Below are 15,855 nucleotides of genomic sequence, written 5' to 3' on the forward strand. Positions count from 1 at the left end.
TCGAGAAAGTTGGGTTAGGGCTGCCCCTGTTTTCTGAACGATCAAGCCGTGTCCGGCTTCTGCGCCGACACGATGAAGTAGTGCCAATACCAATATCCCAGGCTCAGCCGATCCTTGAACGACATCGTCTTGACTTGCTCCTTCCAGATGCTTTCCAATCCGCCGTGCCTGATGTTCTCGAAGCCGGCTTTTGTGAGCATGGCACACAGCCGGTCGCGCCGTAGTCCATCCCGGAAGTACACTTGGGACAGGAATCGCTGGTGAGTGTCCTCGTCTGACTGGGGCTTCGTTCCGTCTAATTTGTCGAGCCATCCGACGATCCGCCGCGCAATCCATGCAGAGGGGCGCTTCGGCGCAGTCACCCAGTCGCCGTCGACGATCACCACCCTGCCGCCCGGCCGGAGGACGCGCAGCCAATCGGCGAAGGCGGCATCGGGGTCGGGCAGGGTCCAGACGAGATGGCGTGACACCACGGCGTCGAAGCGTTGATCCGGCATCATCGTATTTTCAGCATCGCCCAGATGGAAGCTGACCCGCTTGTGCGCCTTCACGTGTTTGGCCGCAGCTTTGGCGATCATCGGCTCGCACAGATCGATCGCCGTCACGGCGAGGCCCATCGACAGCAGAACTGCCGTCATCTCCCCGGTCCCCGATGCGAGCTCCAGAACCTCGGACACGTCGGAGCCTTCGAAGTGTCCCCGAAGCAACCTCGCCCAGGCATCCCGCTCCCCGATCGAGCGAATGCCGTGCCCCGGCGAATTGTCGAACGTCTCCGCACGGGCCGACCAATAGGATCTGATCTCATCTTTGAGCGTGTAGTTCTTCAGGGACATGACCCTCACCACATGGATCGAGGAGCTTGCGGGACGCCGAGCGGAGCCGGCCGATCGAGAGGATGAATCGTGATCGACCGCTCGGTCATGCGGTCGATCAGGTCGGCGTCATGACTGACCAGCACGACCGCGATCTTCCGCTCGATCGCGACATCGGCGAGCAGATCCATGATTTTCCGTTGCGTCACGACGTCGAGCCGAGACGTGGGTTCGTCCGCGAAGATGAAGGCGGGAGAGCACAGCAGGGCTCTGACGAGCGAGATGCGCTGCAATTCGCCGCCCGAAACCTGGTGAGGCCGCCGCTCCAGAATGCTCGCCGCCACACCGACGCTGTGCAGCAGTTGGGAGAGCGAAGGCCCGCGGTCATTCGCGTGATCGAGAGCATCGCGAACGGTCGCGCCGATCGTTCGCCATGGCGCGAAGGCCGCGCCCGGGTTTTGATAGATCTTCTGATATCGCCGGCTGTCCGACAGCGACCATGTCACCTGTCCCGCAGCCGGCACGGCGAGCTTCAGCAGCACGTTTCCCAATGTCGTCTTGCCGCAGCCGGATGGTCCGCAGAGACCAACAATCTCTCCCGCACGGGCGGCTAGCGACAGGTCGGTGATCAGCGGACGACGATCGTCGCCGACGCTGATCGTGCCGCGATCCAGCTCCAGGATCGTCTGCGACGGAGCGTAGCGGCGGTGCGGCCAGCGCGACGGCTCCGCATTGACCAGATCGCGCAGATAGGCCGATCGCGGCGCCTGCAACACGTCCGCCGTCGGACCTGTTTCGACCACGCCGCCGTCCCGCAGCACCGAGAGCGTGCCGCCGAGCATCCGGGCGAACGACAGATCATGGGTGACCGCGATGATCGAGCGGCCCTCCGAAGCCAGCACCAGCAGCGCTTCGGCGATTTCCTCTCTGCAGGCCGCGTCGAGCCCTTTGGTGGGTTCGTCGACCAGGATCAGGCGCGCCGGTGACGCCAGCGCCGTCGCAATACTGGCGCGCTGCGCCATTCCGCCGGAAATGTCACAGGGCAGCTTCGATCCATCCATGACGGGCGACAGGCCGAAGCGTTGCAGAAGTCCTTGCGCCACGAGGCCTGCACGCCTGCGGTCGGCTCCGTCGAACAGACGAGGCATATCGGCAATTTGCCGCTGCAGAGTCCGGGTCTGGGCCAGCGCGTTCCACGGCTCCTGTGGCAGCAGAAACAGATCGCGAGACCAGAGCGCACGGCGCTGGCGTCCGGTCAGGCGGGTCAGCTCGCGTCCGCCAAGAACGACCGAGCCGGATGTTGCGAGTTCGGCCGGGAGCGTGCCGGCGATGGCCGCGCACACGATGCTCTTGCCGGCGCCTGTTTCACCCAGGATGACGTGAACTGCTCCCTCCCCCAGATGCAGGTCGAAGTTCGAGATCAGCGTCCTGCCGTCCCGATCGGTCACGCTCAACCGCTCGACGATCAGCAGGTCGGTCTCCCGGGTCATGCTTTGGCCCGATCGGCCAGGAGCAGCATGCCGCCGACGCTGGCCATGATGGCGGCCGATGGCGCGATCAGCAGATACGGTGCATCCGCGATGTAAGGCAGCGCCTCCGCGATCATGGTGCCCCATTCCGGCGCCGGCGGATTGAGTCCGAGCCCGAGAAAGCCGAGCGCAGCAACCTGAAGGATGGCCTGGCCGAACAGCATCGCGCCGAGCGCGGCGAGCGGATCGGCAAGACGCGGCAGCACCAGCTTCAGCGCAATCGACAGACGCGGCAGCCTCACGAGCGCAGCGGCTTCGACCGCCGTGCTCCGCATCGCGGATTCCGCAGCGAGCAGCGCGACCCGGCACGGCTCCGGCCACGACACCAGCGCGATATTGACCGCGATCGTGAGCGGCGTGGGTGGGAAGATGCCGGACAGAAGCAGGATGCCGACGAACGATGGAAAGGCCTGGAAGATGTCGAGCAGCCAGCGGATCGGACCCCGAAAGCGAGGCACGAGAGCTGCGGCGAGCGCCAGGCCGGTGCTCAAGACGAGAGCGATCGTCATGGAGGTCACAGCGATCAAAAGCGAGGTCCGCGCTCCGGTTGCGAGCCGCGCGGCGACGCTCCGGCCGAGGCCGTCCGTGCCGAGCAGGGAGTCTAAGGAAGGTGCCTGCAACGCGCTTGCCAGATCCAGCTCGTTCGGCGACGGCGTGATCGCCGGCCCGATCGCGGCCAGCGTCACGATCGCCAGGATCAGCATGAGCCCGACCAGCTGCAGGCGCGTCATGTTCTTGTCCTGCGGTCGAACAGCCGAACACTGAGCTCGGCGAGCGTGTTGCAGACGACGATCAGCATGCCCACCACGAGGGCGCAGGCCTGCATCACCGCGACATCCCGAGCCAGCACCGCATCCACCAGCAATTTGCCCAGGCCCGGAAAGGCGAACAACTGCTCGACGACGGCCGTGCCCTTGAGGTGGCCCGCGAGGATCCCAAAGACGAAAGCGATGATCGGCGTCGATGACATCGGCAGTGCATGCCCGACCATCACGGCGGTTTCACCGAGCCCCTTCATGCGGGCGAAGCCGATGCTGGGATGCTGCAACGCGTCGGCGATGCAGACCGCGGTAAAGAGCGCGATGCGGACCATTCCTCGCAGAGCGAGGGTTGCCGCCGGTAGAACGAGAAAGGCGGCGCCGCCATATCCGGCGGATGGCAGCACGTTCAATTTGATCGAGACGATCAGGATGAGGAGAAGGCCGATCACGTAGGTCGGCGTCCCCGACACCAACGCGCCCGACAGTTTGGCGAGCGTCAGCCCGGAAGACGTCCGGCCGAGCCACAGGCCGAGGGGGACGCCGAATGCCACGGAGATAGGGACGGACAGCGCCACCAGCAGCAGCGTGCGTCGCAGCGGTGCGTCCAGCATCGAAGCGACCGGCTGATGGGTGACCACGGATCGGCCGAGATCGCCGCGCGCGAGCGCCCCGAGCCATTTGCCGAAACGCACGACGGCCGGCTGATCCAGGCCCAGCTCGCGTCGAACCGCCGCCTCGACATCCGGAGTGACGTTGTCCACGTCGTACCGCGCGGCGGCCACCTGAAAGGCGATGTCGCCCGGAAGATATTCGACCATCGCGAAACTGAGCGACACCAGAACCAGCGTCACCCCGAACATTCGGAGCAGCAACCGGGCGACCATTCGTGCCGCGAGGTCGATCATGCCCATTGCATCCGGCTGATCCGGAAGCTGGCGTCGAACGGATCGCTGATCACGCCTGTGACCTGCCTGGTGTGGACGAGCACATTTTCGTACCAGGAGTGGGGGATGATCGGCAACTCGTCGAGCAGGATGCGTGTGATGGTCTGTCGTGCCACTGCGCGAACCGCCTCGGAGGAGGTGGACTCGTAGCCGAGCAGCGCATCGTCGAGCTCGTGCGAGACCCATCCCACCGCGCCCCAGCCCCGGGCGGACGATGTCGAGAGGAAATCATCCGACAGCGTCGCGACCGGATCGGGCACGGCAAAATAGGATCGGGTCATCAGTCCGAGTTGGAGGCTGCCATGACGCGACTTCTGCAGAATCCACTCCGGCATCACCGTCTCGATCGTGACATCGACGCCGATCTTGCGCCATTGTGCCTGCAGGACGGTCGCCAAAGGCGCCAATTCGGGGCGCATCGCATAGGTGCTGAGCGTGAATGCAAGGCGTTGCCCGCCGCGCCGGCGCGGGCCATCGGCCTGGCGCTCCCATCCGGCGTCCTGCAGCAACGCTTCGGCCTCTGCAAGATTGTACGTCAGCGTTGCGACGTCGGGCGATGGCCAGTCGGACAGGACCGGCGGCATCAGCCCCGTCGCTGCGGCGCCAGCGCTGCGCAGCACTGTCCGTGCGGCGCCTGCGCGGTCGAGCGCCAGCGACAATGCCCGGCGGACGCGGATGTCGGCCAGCCTCGCGTCAGCGGAATTGACCATCACGTAACGCAGGCGCGGGGCCGGAGTTCTGACGACGCTCAGACTGGAATTGCGCGCCAACCGCTCGGCAGCGATCGGCGAGACGACATAGGCGATCTCCACGTCTTGGGATTCCACCATGCGGGCGCGCGTGTCGGCGTCCGTCACCGCCGAGTAACGCACGCGCGTGATGGACGCGGGCGAGACCTGGCGCCTCGCGGACGACAATTCGAGGGTGTTGTTGTCGACCAGAGTGTCGATCCTGAACGGCCCCGTGCCGACCGGAATCCCCACCTGACCCGCCGCCGAATAGGATGACGGAGCCAGGATGATCGAAGAGGCCGCAGCCAACAATGCAGGCAGAACCGCCAAGGGCTTGCCAAGACGGACGACGACGGTGTCGTCCTGTGCGGCGATCGATACGATCGGGGCGCGATACAATGCCGATGCCGGGGTCTGCCTCGCACGACTGATGCTGGACATCACGATTTCGGACGACACCATCGTTCCATCGTGAAACCGCGCGGACGGATCGAGCGAAAACCGCCACGTCAATCCGTCGTCCGACGTCTCGCTCGCGATCGCCAGGCAGGGCTCGATCCGGCCGAGGGGACCGACCTTGAACAGACCCTCACCGACCTCGAGGTTCTGAACGAGATAAGGAGAGACGGTTGCGTCCTGGCCGGCCAGACCGGTGGCTCCGACGACGCGAAGGGGGCGGTCGCTGGCACGCGCGGCCGCGATCGTCACAGATGCAGGAATCGCAGCGAGAACATGTCGGCGCGTCAGCATCAGCGCGATCGTTCGACAGGAGGCGCAGCGCGGTCGCCCTGCCGCTGAACAGCCGAACGAGCGAACATGTCGGGCATCAGCGGCTTCGCGCAGGACAGAATGAAGCTGTCCGACAGACCAACCCTCAGACGCGTCGCCAGCCTGGCTCCGCGGCGCTGAGCCTTTCGAACGGGTTCGAGGTCCTCGATCCGGAAATCGCCGAAGCCGGCCTCAGCCAGCATCTGCTGGAGCGCGAGTGGCTTCAGGCCGCGGCTGAAATAGATCTGTCTCATAATGGCTTCATGCGCCGCCCAGTCGATAACCGGCGCCTCCGTCCCCTCCCATCGCTCGATCCATTGCGCGAGCTTTCGGCGCCAGCGCTTGAGCAGGGAGATCTCCGCGAAGTCGCCGTCGATGATAACGATCCGGCCGCCGGGGCGGACGACCCGGTACCAATCGCGAAAAGCCGCCATCGGGTCGACCAACGTCCAGACCAGATGCCGCATCACGATGGCGTCATGGCTCTCGTCGTCTTCGCGCGTGTCCTCCGCATCACCCAGAAACAGCGACAGATCAGAGGCTCCGGCGTGTTTCGCCTTCGCCTTCTGAAGCATCGCTTCGGTCAGGTCCAGTCCAGTGACGCGGAAGCCGAGCGCGAGCAGCACCGAGGTGATCTCGCCGGTGCCGAAGGCGAGCTCCAGCACGTCGGCCCCGGCAGGCTGAGCGACATGGCTTCCGATCAGATCGAGCCATGCGGCCTTCTCGCCCGGGGCCTGCATGCCGTGCAGCGGCGACTGATCGAAGGTCTCGGCCCTGCGACTCCAATACTCGCGGATCTCCTCCTTCAACGCGAAGTTGGGTCGATACTGAGACACGGCTTTCTCCACGGAAACGATCGGGACATGGCGTCGCGAGCGCGTCCTCAGAATGTGCTCTTCACGGTGAGCCACACCGTGCGCGGCTGGCCGGGATAGACGTTGGTCGCAGAGCGGACCTGGTCGTAATAGACGGTGTTGGCGATGTTGTAGACGTTCAGCGAGATCTTGGTCGTCTTGTTGAGGGTGTAGTAGGCCAGCGCGTCGAATTTGACGTAGCCCGGCACGGTGAATGTGCCGGTCGCGTCGCCCGCCCGCGAGCCCGCGGCCGAGACGCCGCCGCCCAGTCCGAGCCCTGCGAGTGGTCCCGACTGCCATTCGTACACCGCCATCATCGAGCCGCTGTTCAGCGGCACGTTCGGGAAACGCGCGCCGACTGGCAGCGTCACGTCCCTGGTGATCCTGGCGTCCGTGTAGGCGTAGCCGCCGATCAGGCGCAGTTCGCGCGTGACGTTACCGACGACGTTGATGTCGAAGCCAGTGCTGGTGACCTGCCCTGCGGTGGTATTGAAGCCGGGATTGGCCGGGTCCGCGGTCAGCACGTTGTCCTTGACGATCTTGAACCCGGCCGCGGTCACGCTGAACCTGTTGTCGAGCAGATCCAACTTGACGCCGGCTTCGTAGCCGATGCCGGTTTCGGGCGCGAACGCCTGTCCGGATGCCGTTCCCACAAAGCCTGTATCGGAATCGAGATTCGGCCGGAATGATTTTGCAACGTCGGCAAACAGCGTGAAGTTCGGCACGATCTCGTAGGTTACGCCGGCCTTCGGAATCACCGGACTCGGGTTCTGGGTGATGCGCTGGCCGGTGATCAACTGCCGCGCATCCTGATCGTAATTGTCGTAGCGCACGCCGACCAACGTCTTGAGCTGCGAGGTCCATTCGGTCTGCAGCGACGAATACAGTCCCAGGGTGTCGACACGATCCTTGAACAGCGACTTGACGGTGGCAGGCGGCTTGGCCTGACCATAGACCGGATTGAACACGTTGATGCTGTAGGGGAAGGCCGCAGTGTCGGACCGACGAAAATCTTCAAGATCGGTATAGTGTTCGTACTCGATCCCGGCCAAAAGCGTATTCTTGAAACCGCCAATGCCGAAATGGCCGACGGTCTCCAATTGGGAATTGGACGACGCCCAACTGTAGTCCCGGAACGTATTGCGTCGCGTCAGGACGCCGGCGGCATTGACCGAGACAGGTTCGGCCGTCCAGCCGTACAGACTTCCCTCCTTGTACTGAGTAGCGAACCTGACGAGCCAATCCTTGTTGATGTCGTGCTCGACCCGAAAACTCCCAAGTGCATACTGATTGCGGAGCGCGCCATCGTTGGGCTCGCCGAGGAAGCGGGATATCGGCAACGCGCCGACATTCTTGTTGACTGCCACCAGACCACGGTCGAACGGGCGATCGTCCTTCAGATATTCGCCCTCGAACGTCACCCGCCAATCGGCGGACGGCGAATAGGACACTACGGGAGCGACGAAAACACGCTTGCTATCGTTGAAATCGCGGAAGCTGTCGCGCTGATCGAACGCCGCGTTGATGCGGCCGAGCCACGTCTTGTCGTCCGACAGCGCCTGGTTGCTATCGATGGTGGCGCGGCGCATGCCGTAGGAGCCGACCGTGCCCGTCAATGTGGTGAAGTTTCGGTCGAGCGGCTGCTTGATGATGACATTGTAGAAGCCGCTCGGATCGCTGCGACCATACAGCGCGCCGGACGGCCCCATCATCACTTCGACGCGCTCGACATTGGCGGCGTCGTCCGGCTCGTAGCGGCGAACCGCCGAGATACCGTTCTTGGCGGCGTTGCGGGTCGGAAAGCCGCGGATGTTGAACTCGTAGTTGTTGAGGCCGCCGAAATTGTTGCCTCGGGTCACACCGCCGACGACGTCCAGCGCGCCGGCGGCGGTGGTCGCATTCCGATCGTCGAGCACCTGCCGGGGCACGACCACGATTTCCTGCGGGATATCTTTCAGCGGAGTATCGGTCTTCGTGCCGCTGGTGGTGCGGGTGGCGCGATAGCCGTCGACGGGACCATTGCCACGTTCGACCGCCGCCGGGCGCACATCGGAAACGGTCGGATTGGGCGCGGCGGACGGAGCGTTTTGACGCGGCGCTCGTGCCGTGCGCCGTTGGGTCGCCCTGGTCGACTGGGCAGAGCGTTGCGATTGGAGCTTCTGACGCGCCACGGGCGCATCGACGGTCACCTCCGGCAGACTCGTCTGCGCCGACGCGCCGCCCGCGCAACAGGTGCATAGAGCGGCAAGACAAACCGAAGCCATTCCGACCGAGCGCAGCGGTCGCCCGAATCCAGTGCATAGCGAAGGCTCAGCCTGCCCGAAACGGCTGCTCGCCGGATGCAAAGATCCACGACCACGCGATGCGCCACGTCCTACGATACGCCCCTCAGCTCCGCTCAACTCACACCCCCATTCCAAATGTATGACGTTTTTAACAAAAGATCATACGGAGTCGCAAGGTGGCTTAGCTCGAGCGGGTGCTCGGTTTTTCGCACTCAAGAAGCGAGATCAACACCTCGCTATCGGATGAGCTGTGCGGCCGATTGTCAGAGCGGGTCGGTTCGGCCGTGGCGGCAGGTGACGATCCGCATCCGGCCGCATTTTTCAGAGCCGTGCTCACTCCACCACGCCCATGCCTCCACCACGACGACTGTCGCAGGCGGCAATCTGCAGCTCGGCGTTTGCTTACCTTCACCAAACCAACGCAAGCAGTACATCCAGGTCGAGGTCGCTTTCGCAATGATCCGCCAGCGCCTCGATCGCGTCGTTCGATGCAGCGTTCGAACCCAGGCCCGAGGTCGCGGCGCAGGCCTGCCACAACCAGGCCGACCGGAATTCGTCGCCCCGGAAGATGCCGTGCAGATCGCCGCCGACGATCCGGCCGTCGACAGTGACGGCGCCAGCAAACTATCAACGGTCATGCGTTCGACGTCGAGAAGTGTCTACGCAAGCAAATCAGCTTGCGAGAATACGAAGCGCTAGAATCCAGCAAATCTGGCTTCAGCAACTTCCAAACTTCGATCTTTAATGCCTTGGCGATCTTTTCGATGTTGTCGATCGACACATTCCGTTCACAGCGCTCTACCGAACTGACGTAGGTCCGGTTGATTTCAGCGTCGTTTCACAGCGTCTCCTGGCTAATACCCTGGGCCGCTCGCGACATTCGCATGTTACGGGCCAGGATCTCCCTCGCTCGGCGTCTATGGGCTCGCCTTTCCACGACGCATATCGAGCCGATTGACGCTTAACTGCAGTATTCGCCGAGCGTCGCACGGCGCGCAGTTCGCGTTCGGCAGCATTGTTGGTCATGCACAGTCGGCCGTCGTCGATGAAGCGCGTGAACACCGCCCAGCGCTTGAGGCTGTAGTCCATCGCCTTGACGGTTTCGCTCTTGCCGGACTTGGACTCTAAACGGCGCTGGGTGAAATTTCGGTGGCAGGTCATTGCGTGTCGGAAGGGGCGTCGCTGGGTCGAGCGACGTTGAGGCAGACCACCGAGATGCCGATCTGAGATTGATCGGCATCTGATGATTTCCGATGTCAAGGTTTGCGTATTGAGCCGAGTGTGGCGTTATTTCTGTATCAAAGCCCGGTTCGATTTGAACGGAGCGAGAAGACGGACGATCTCGCAGACGGCGACGAGTCCGACCAGCCAGGCGGCGCTGGTCAGCCCGAGGCGGGCGACGATCGCAAGCGTGAAGCTACCGGCGCCGCCGAGAACAGGGGTGACAGCGAGCAGTGCCAGCTCGTAGGTCGCGTAAGCGGCAAGAAGCATCAAGGGCAGTGCGGCCGGTAGCGGTAGAGCACGGGATCGTTGCAGGACGACGCGGGCCACGAAGGTGGCGGCCAGCGCGGCCACGCCGATCGCAACGCCCCAGGCGAGCGTATTCGCATCGACAGGATAATGAAGGGCGCCGAAGCCGATGCCCTGGTTGACCAGCCAGGCGCCGACCACGGCAGCCAGCGCTGATCGCAGCGGCAGCATGGCAGCGGCGATCACTGCAAAGGCCGCGAACGGCGTGGCGCAGGCAAAGGCGAAGCTCGCCAGGGCGCAGGCGGCCACCAGCAGCAAGAAGCAGAAGGCGGCAGCATGCTGCCGCGGAACGGGCGTGAGGCGGGCCTCCGCCGGAGATGTCGTGATGTCGAGAGCCATGGGTTGTCTCCTCTGGGGTTGATCGTAGTGTATTCGCGACGAGAGCAACAGCCGTTTGGGCTGTCAGTGTGGAATCTCCGCGGTGTCGGCCTCCTCGCCATGATCGGGGCGGTCGAGCGCTCCCAGCCAGGCCCGCAGTGTTGCCGATTCCACGCCGGAGGCCTGCAGCTGACGCAAGGTCACGCGCGCTGTCGCACGCGCGATGCGATCGCCGGGCGAGTCGGCTGCTGAGGGAGGCCGGTTCGCCACCACATGCGCTGTGACGTCGCGCTTCAGCGCCAGAAGGCGCGGATCGCCGTAGCGATCCAGCAGGTGCTGGAAAGCGGCGAGATGACCGGCGACGAACGGCCGTGGTTGGCGGAGCGGGTCGCGCAGCGGATGCGGCGGATAGGCGTGGGCGCAGGGAATCCAGCCGTCCGGCAGCGGCTCGGTCGCGGCGTGGGTGCGGCGATGGGCGAGCAGCTTCGGCAGGATGTGGGTGTGCGGCCCGTCCGGGCTGCGGCCGCCCGGCGGCGGGATTGGCTGGAAGATCTCGGCCCGGCCGATGCGGCTGATGAAGACGCGGTGCGGGCTCGCCGCGAGCATCACCTGCATCAGCTCGTCGTCGGGGGCGAACAGCGATGCGCCGGCGTGCCGGCGCAGGGCGGCGATCACTTCCGGATCCCGGCTGCGGACACAGACGTCGACCTGCAGCGTCGACAGGCCGAGATCGAACAGGACGGCGTCCCTGTCCTCCGGACGCAGAGCATCACGGTCAGGACCTAGATCGGTGATGCCGGTCCGCTGGCCCATGGCGCAGGCGTTGCGCGGCAGGCAAAGCGCCACGCGATGGCTCCAGTCGCTGCGCGTCGGCAGCTCCGATGCGATCAGACGAAGTTCGGCATGGGCGCGGAAGCAGATGCCGCCTCGCGCCGTCACCGCGCCGATCATGCCGGAATCATCGATAAGCTCGACCAGCTCCCCGGCATCGCGCGTGAACTCACCGATCGCACCGAAGGTTCCGAGGCTCCAGCCGGTCTCGACATCGGCGAGAAAGTCGCGAAGCTGATCAATCGGCACCATGTCGTTGCTCTCCGTCGTTACGTCATTGTCCTATTGCGCCCCATAACTTGCCACCCGGATGCCGCCGAACACGCCAAGGCCCGGAGCCAGGAAGCCGGTCGGATTCTGGTAGTGCCGGTTGAAGAGGTTATCGATGCGGCCGAACAGCTTGATCTGGTCGGATAGCGCGTAGTCGCCGCGCAGGTTCACGAGGGTGTAGCCGGACGCGACGAGGCCTGAGGTCATGCCGTCGCGGCTGACGTCGAGCCAGTCGCTGACATGCAGCAGCGTGGCCGAGACGGTCAACGCATCAAGCGGCGTCCAGACCGCCGTTGCGCTCCATTTCTCCTTCGGTCGTCGCAGCAGCTGCAGACCCGTCGTCGCGTCGACCGCGCGGGTGAACGTGTAGTCCGCACGCAGCGACAGCCGGTCCGTCAGCCTCGCCGCCACGAAGCTCTCGGTGCCCTCGGTGGTGGCGAGCCCGACATTGGCGTAGGAGGTGAACGTGTCGTTGAAGTTGATCAGGTTCGTGATGCTGTTGTGGAAGTAGGTCGTACCAAACCGGAAGCGTTCTTCGAACAGCGGCTGCTCGAATCCCGCATCATAGCCGGTGCTCTGCTCCGGCTTGAGGTTCGGGTTGGCGAAGAAGTTGAAGGCCGGGAAGTCCTGGTAGAGCTGGCTCAAGGTCGGCGCCTTGAAACCGGTGCCGTAGCTCGCCTTCAGCTTGGTCTCGGTGAACGGCAGGATGACGGCCGGCGCAATCCGATAGGTGCCGTGGCCGCCGAATTGATCGTTGACGTCGTTGCGCAGGCTCGCGACCACGAACACGCGCTTTGCGAACTCGCTCTGCAGCTCGATGAAACCGGCCTTGTTGCCGTTCTCGGCCGCAAGACCCGTCGTCCGCAGCCGGTCGGTCTGCTGCTCGAGACCGACGATGAAGTTGTTGTGCGGAGCGAGCTCGGTGACCGCGTGCCAGTCGTATTTGATACGCTCACCGGTCGAGATCGCGGCAATCGGATCGCCCGCCGTGAGGTCGGACGTCCGGTTGTTCACATAGTTGACGCCGAAATAGTTCCTGATCCGGCCGTCGAGCAGCGACCACACCGCTTCTTGGCGCGTCGCGAACTGGTGCACGGTATGGGTGCTCTGGGCCGCGTTCGGGACGCTGGGAAAGCCGCCATCGCCAGTGAACAGCAGGGTGGCGTCGGTGTAGCGGATCACCGAATTCAGCGTCCAGGCCTCGTTGAGGTCGATCCCGAATTTGGTCGAGGCGGTAACGTTGTCGTAGGCGTTGCCGATCGCCTTCTGTCCTGCCGGCAGCAGCTGCTGCGGCGTTACGGGGATGTCGCCGGCATGGAGATGCGCGACATTGACCGCGTAGTTCACATTGTCCTGCGAGCCGCTGACGCCGGCCGACTGGTTGAAGGTCTGGAACGAGCCGGCCTCGATCGAGGCCGTCGCTCGCGCCGGGCCATCGCCCTTGCGCGTGACGACCGAGATCACGCCGCCGATCGCATCGGAGCCATAGAGGCCGCTCTGTGGGCCCCTGAGCACCTCGAACTGCTGGATGTCCGAGGTCAGCAAATGGGCGAAGTCGAAGGCGCCATTGGCATTGGTGACGTCACCGACGTCGATGCCGTCGATCAGGATCGTGGTGTGATTGGAGTTGGTCCCGCGGGTGAAGACCGAGCTCTGGCCACCAGGGCCGCCGGTCTGCACGACGTTCAATCCGGGAATGGTGGCGAGGATGTCTGGCACGCTGCGTAACTGCTGCGTGGCGATGTCCTTCTCCGTGACCACCGAAATCGCGTTCGCCACGTTGGCGGCCGGCGTCACGATGCCGGTCGGGCTGACGACGAGTTGTGCGTTAGCCGGTGCCGACGTGGCAACTGGGGCCTGTGAGGGCATAGGCTGTGGCGGCCGTACCCGCGGCGTCTGCGTCGCGCGCTGCACGACGGGTTTTGGTCGTGGCGTCACCCGCGGCGGGTCGACCTCGACGGGCGGCAGCAGGTTGGGAGAGGCGGACTGCTGGGCATTCGCCGGGGCTGCCCCGAAAGCGGCGAGAGCGAAAAGAGCGGTCGACGACAACAGGCCGGCGCGTTCGCGCCGGGCGATAGACAGAAAAGAGAACACGAGGGACCCTGGGCATGACGTCAGTGGCACGTCACCGCGAACGAGGTCCCACACCAGATAATACTATCCGGCGCAGAAACGATGCCAATAAACGCCCCGACCGGCATCTTCGCGTGTGACCACGGCTGACGGCAGGTCTCCTGGCTCGCGGGTCGTCACCTCCACGCCGCCTTCCCGGGACCGAGATTTCCCAGTGGCATCTGGCGCGAGATTCGCCGCTTACAGTTGCGGGGGCAGCTGCGGCCTTCGATCATGTCTCCTGCGAGACTTGTCCGGCACCGCATTCCCTTTTGAGCCCCTGTTAGGGGGCACCGTCGCGTTCATGTTAAGAGTTTGTCAAAGTTCGAGTCAATCGGTCGATCGGGTATACGGATGTCTAACCTGCACTGTTGCTCAAGCGTGACAACCATGTCGTCTCTCCGGCCGGGATGACTTCTGCGAGCGACTCGCGAAGCGAGGCACGGCGCAACGAGGCAACCCGCGTTCGGCTATCGATTTATCGACGATGCCCGGCCATAACGGCGGCGAATGCCGTCCGAGCAGTCCCGCCGTCAGTGTCCAGATCGAACGGACGTTCCCGAGCCGGGGTGCAGCGCCCGGATCGCGGCCGACATTGCCGCGGACCCGGCATTTGCAACTCTGTGCTCCAACAGCAGCGGAGCATTCGGCAGCGGCGTGATCATCGAGCCGGAGTGGGCCGTGGCGCCTTTCCATGCGCCGACCATCCTGACCTGTCTCACCGTCCTCGTCCTCGCAGCCGGCAGTTGCTGGCTGCTGGTGAGAGGCCTGAAGACGCCGACAACGGCCGCTTATTTAGCGGTGATGGATCACTGGCTCATGCATGGATGCGACCGGCCGGGCCGGCCGCAACATTGGTCTGATAGATCACTTGCTCTGCGTCGAATGTGCCGGGATCCATTGCGGATCCCGGCATCATGTCATCGACGTTCCTGGCGATGCGGTCTAGTCCCAGCTCAGCGCGCCGCCATTCTGGTACTCGATCACGCGCGTCTCGAAGAAGTTCTTCTCCTTCTTCAGATCCATCGCCTCCGACATCCATGGAAACGGGTTCTCTGCCTCCGCAAACACGGGCGGCAGTCCGATCTGGGCGCAGCGGCGATTGGTGATGAAGTGCATGTACTGCTCGCATAGCGCTGCATTCAGTCCCAGAAAGCCGCGGGGCATCGTATCACGCCCGTAGGCGGCCTCGAGCTCGGCTGCCTCCCGCAGCATGCCGCGCAGTTCCTCCTGGAAGTCAGGGGTCCACAGATGCGGATTTTCGATCTTGATCTGGTTGATGACGTCGATGCCGAAGTTCAAATGGATGCTCTCGTCGCGTAGGATGTACTGGTACTGCTCGGCGATGCCGACCATTTTGTTGCGGCGGCCGAGCGACAGGATCTGCGCGAAGCCGGTGTAGAACCACATGCCTTCGAACACGACATAGAACGCGACGAGATCGCGCAGGAAGGCCTGGTCATGCTCCGGCGTTCCGGTCCTGAAGGTGGGGTCGTCGAGGTGCTGCGTGTGCTTCAGCGCCCAGGCCGCCTTGTCGGTGATCGATGGCACCTCGCGGTACATGTTGAAGAGCTCGCCTTCGTCGAGACCGAGGCTCTCGACGACGTACTGGAAGGTGTGGGTATGAACGGCCTCCTCAAAGGCCTGTCGCAGCAGATATTGCCGGCATTCCGGGTTGGTGAGGTGGCGGTAGATCGCCAGCACGATGTTGTTGGCTACCAGCGACTCGGAGGCTGCGAAGAAGCCGAGATTGCGCTTGATGGCGCGGCGCTCGTCGTCGGTGAGTCCGTCGCGCGACTTCCACAGCGCGATATCGGCCTGCATCGATACTTCGGTCGGCATCCAATGATTGTTGCAGGCGGAGAGATACTTCTCCCACGCCCAGCGGTACTTCAGCGGCAGCAGCTGATTGACGTCGGCGCGGCAGTTGATCATCCGCTTGTCGTCGACGGAGACGCGGCCTCCGGCGCGATCGATCGCGCCGAGACCGCTCTGGTCTGCGGGCTCCTGTCTCGCCGGCTCGAGCCTCGCGAGGACGGCCTGCCGCCGAGGGGCGAGCGAACGGACCGTGGCGACCGCGGGCTCGGTATCTGACCAGTCTAGCATCGTG

At 64.2% G+C, this 15,855-nt stretch carries 12 protein-coding genes, 1 pseudogene and 1 riboswitch; of the genes and pseudogenes, 1 reads left to right on the forward strand and 12 read right to left on the reverse strand.

Translation table 11 applies throughout. The features are described from left to right. Positions 1-41: 41 nt before the first annotated feature. From LQG66_RS25660 to LQG66_RS25690, 7 genes are all read right to left on the reverse strand, one after another. Positions 42-833, reverse strand: a complete 792-nt coding sequence (locus LQG66_RS25660) for a class I SAM-dependent methyltransferase (RefSeq protein WP_231318432.1) — start codon at positions 831-833, stop codon at positions 42-44. Between the two features lie 5 nt (positions 834-838). Continuing rightward, positions 839-2,302, reverse strand: a complete 1,464-nt coding sequence (locus tag LQG66_RS25665; RefSeq protein WP_231318433.1) for an ABC transporter ATP-binding protein — start codon at positions 2,300-2,302, stop codon at positions 839-841. Beyond that, positions 2,299-3,072 carry an ABC transporter permease gene (locus tag LQG66_RS25670; protein ID WP_231318434.1) on the reverse strand — a complete coding sequence of 258 codons (774 nt, stop codon included), beginning with the start codon at positions 3,070-3,072 and terminating at the stop codon, positions 2,299-2,301. Before LQG66_RS25670 ends, LQG66_RS25665 begins: the two co-directional genes overlap by 4 nt. Next, positions 3,069-4,007, reverse strand: a complete 939-nt coding sequence (locus LQG66_RS25675; RefSeq protein ID WP_231318435.1) for an ABC transporter permease — start codon at positions 4,005-4,007, stop codon at positions 3,069-3,071. Before LQG66_RS25675 ends, LQG66_RS25670 begins: the two co-directional genes overlap by 4 nt. After that, the gene (locus LQG66_RS25680; RefSeq protein ID WP_231318436.1) at positions 4,004-5,527 is read right to left on the reverse strand and encodes an ABC transporter substrate-binding protein; all 1,524 of its coding nucleotides are present in this window, start codon (positions 5,525-5,527) and stop codon (positions 4,004-4,006) included. The genes LQG66_RS25675 and LQG66_RS25680 overlap by 4 nt, the downstream gene beginning before the upstream one ends. Next, on the reverse strand, positions 5,527-6,285 hold the full coding sequence (locus LQG66_RS25685; protein WP_256460639.1) for a class I SAM-dependent methyltransferase: 759 nt from the start codon (positions 6,283-6,285) through the stop codon (positions 5,527-5,529). The genes LQG66_RS25680 and LQG66_RS25685 overlap by 1 nt, the downstream gene beginning before the upstream one ends. A 143-nt stretch (positions 6,286-6,428) precedes the next feature. Further along, the gene (locus tag LQG66_RS25690; protein ID WP_231318438.1) at positions 6,429-8,588 is read right to left on the reverse strand and encodes a TonB-dependent siderophore receptor; all 2,160 of its coding nucleotides are present in this window, start codon (positions 8,586-8,588) and stop codon (positions 6,429-6,431) included. A 390-nt stretch (positions 8,589-8,978) separates the two neighbouring features. Here LQG66_RS25690 and LQG66_RS25695 point away from each other — a divergent pair, with 390 nt between their 5' ends. After that, on the forward strand, positions 8,979-9,383 hold the full coding sequence (locus LQG66_RS25695; protein ID WP_231328087.1) for a hypothetical protein: 405 nt from the start codon (positions 8,979-8,981) through the stop codon (positions 9,381-9,383). A 288-nt stretch (positions 9,384-9,671) separates the two neighbouring features. On the opposite strand, the pseudogene LQG66_RS25705 reads toward LQG66_RS25695, so the two are convergent. From LQG66_RS25705 to LQG66_RS25725, 5 genes and pseudogenes are all read right to left on the reverse strand, one after another. Beyond that, positions 9,672-9,944: pseudogene (locus tag LQG66_RS25705) on the reverse strand (IS66 family transposase); the annotation flags it as partial. Between the two features lie 27 nt (positions 9,945-9,971). Then, the gene (locus LQG66_RS25710) at positions 9,972-10,553 is read right to left on the reverse strand and encodes a hypothetical protein (protein ID WP_231318439.1); all 582 of its coding nucleotides are present in this window, start codon (positions 10,551-10,553) and stop codon (positions 9,972-9,974) included. Positions 10,554-10,616: 63 nt separating this feature from the next. Continuing rightward, positions 10,617-11,615 (reverse strand): DUF6925 family protein, encoded by a 999-nt coding sequence (locus LQG66_RS25715; RefSeq protein WP_231318440.1) that lies wholly within the window; start codon positions 11,613-11,615, stop codon positions 10,617-10,619. 30 nt (positions 11,616-11,645) lie between these two features. Then, positions 11,646-13,727: a TonB-dependent receptor domain-containing protein gene (locus LQG66_RS25720; protein ID WP_231318441.1), complete on the reverse strand. Its 2,082-nt coding sequence runs from the start codon at positions 13,725-13,727 to the stop codon at positions 11,646-11,648. A gap of 113 nt (positions 13,728-13,840) precedes the next feature. Beyond that, positions 13,841-14,058, reverse strand: a riboswitch (cobalamin riboswitch). Positions 14,059-14,690: 632 nt separating this feature from the next. Beyond that, a complete protein-coding gene (locus tag LQG66_RS25725; RefSeq protein ID WP_231318442.1) occupies positions 14,691-15,851 on the reverse strand; it encodes a ribonucleotide-diphosphate reductase subunit beta in 1,161 nt (386 codons plus the stop codon). Between the last annotated feature and the right edge of the window lie 4 nt (positions 15,852-15,855).

Source organism: Bradyrhizobium ontarionense (assembly GCF_021088345.1).
GTDB lineage: Bacteria > Pseudomonadota > Alphaproteobacteria > Rhizobiales > Xanthobacteraceae > Bradyrhizobium > Bradyrhizobium ontarionense.

Excerpts from the sequence above, each read along its gene's own strand:
- LQG66_RS25675 (WP_231318435.1), bottom strand. The coding sequence starts at position 4,007 with ATGATCGACCTCGCGGCACGAATGGTCGCCCGGTTGCTGCTCCGAATG.
- LQG66_RS25665 (WP_231318433.1), bottom strand. The coding sequence starts at position 2,302 with ATGACCCGGGAGACCGACCTGCTGATCGTCGAGCGGTTGAGCGTGACC.
- LQG66_RS25660 (WP_231318432.1), bottom strand. The coding sequence starts at position 833 with ATGTCCCTGAAGAACTACACGCTCAAAGATGAGATCAGATCCTATTGG.
- LQG66_RS25685 (WP_256460639.1), bottom strand. The coding sequence starts at position 6,285 with ATGCAGGCCCCGGGCGAGAAGGCCGCATGGCTCGATCTGATCGGAAGC.
- LQG66_RS25715 (WP_231318440.1), bottom strand. The coding sequence starts at position 11,615 with ATGGTGCCGATTGATCAGCTTCGCGACTTTCTCGCCGATGTCGAGACC.
- LQG66_RS25670 (WP_231318434.1), bottom strand. The coding sequence starts at position 3,072 with ATGACGCGCCTGCAGCTGGTCGGGCTCATGCTGATCCTGGCGATCGTG.
- LQG66_RS25710 (WP_231318439.1), bottom strand. The coding sequence starts at position 10,553 with ATGGCTCTCGACATCACGACATCTCCGGCGGAGGCCCGCCTCACGCCC.
- LQG66_RS25680 (WP_231318436.1), bottom strand. The coding sequence starts at position 5,527 with ATGCTGACGCGCCGACATGTTCTCGCTGCGATTCCTGCATCTGTGACG.
- LQG66_RS25725 (WP_231318442.1), bottom strand. The coding sequence starts at position 15,851 with ATGCTAGACTGGTCAGATACCGAGCCCGCGGTCGCCACGGTCCGTTCG.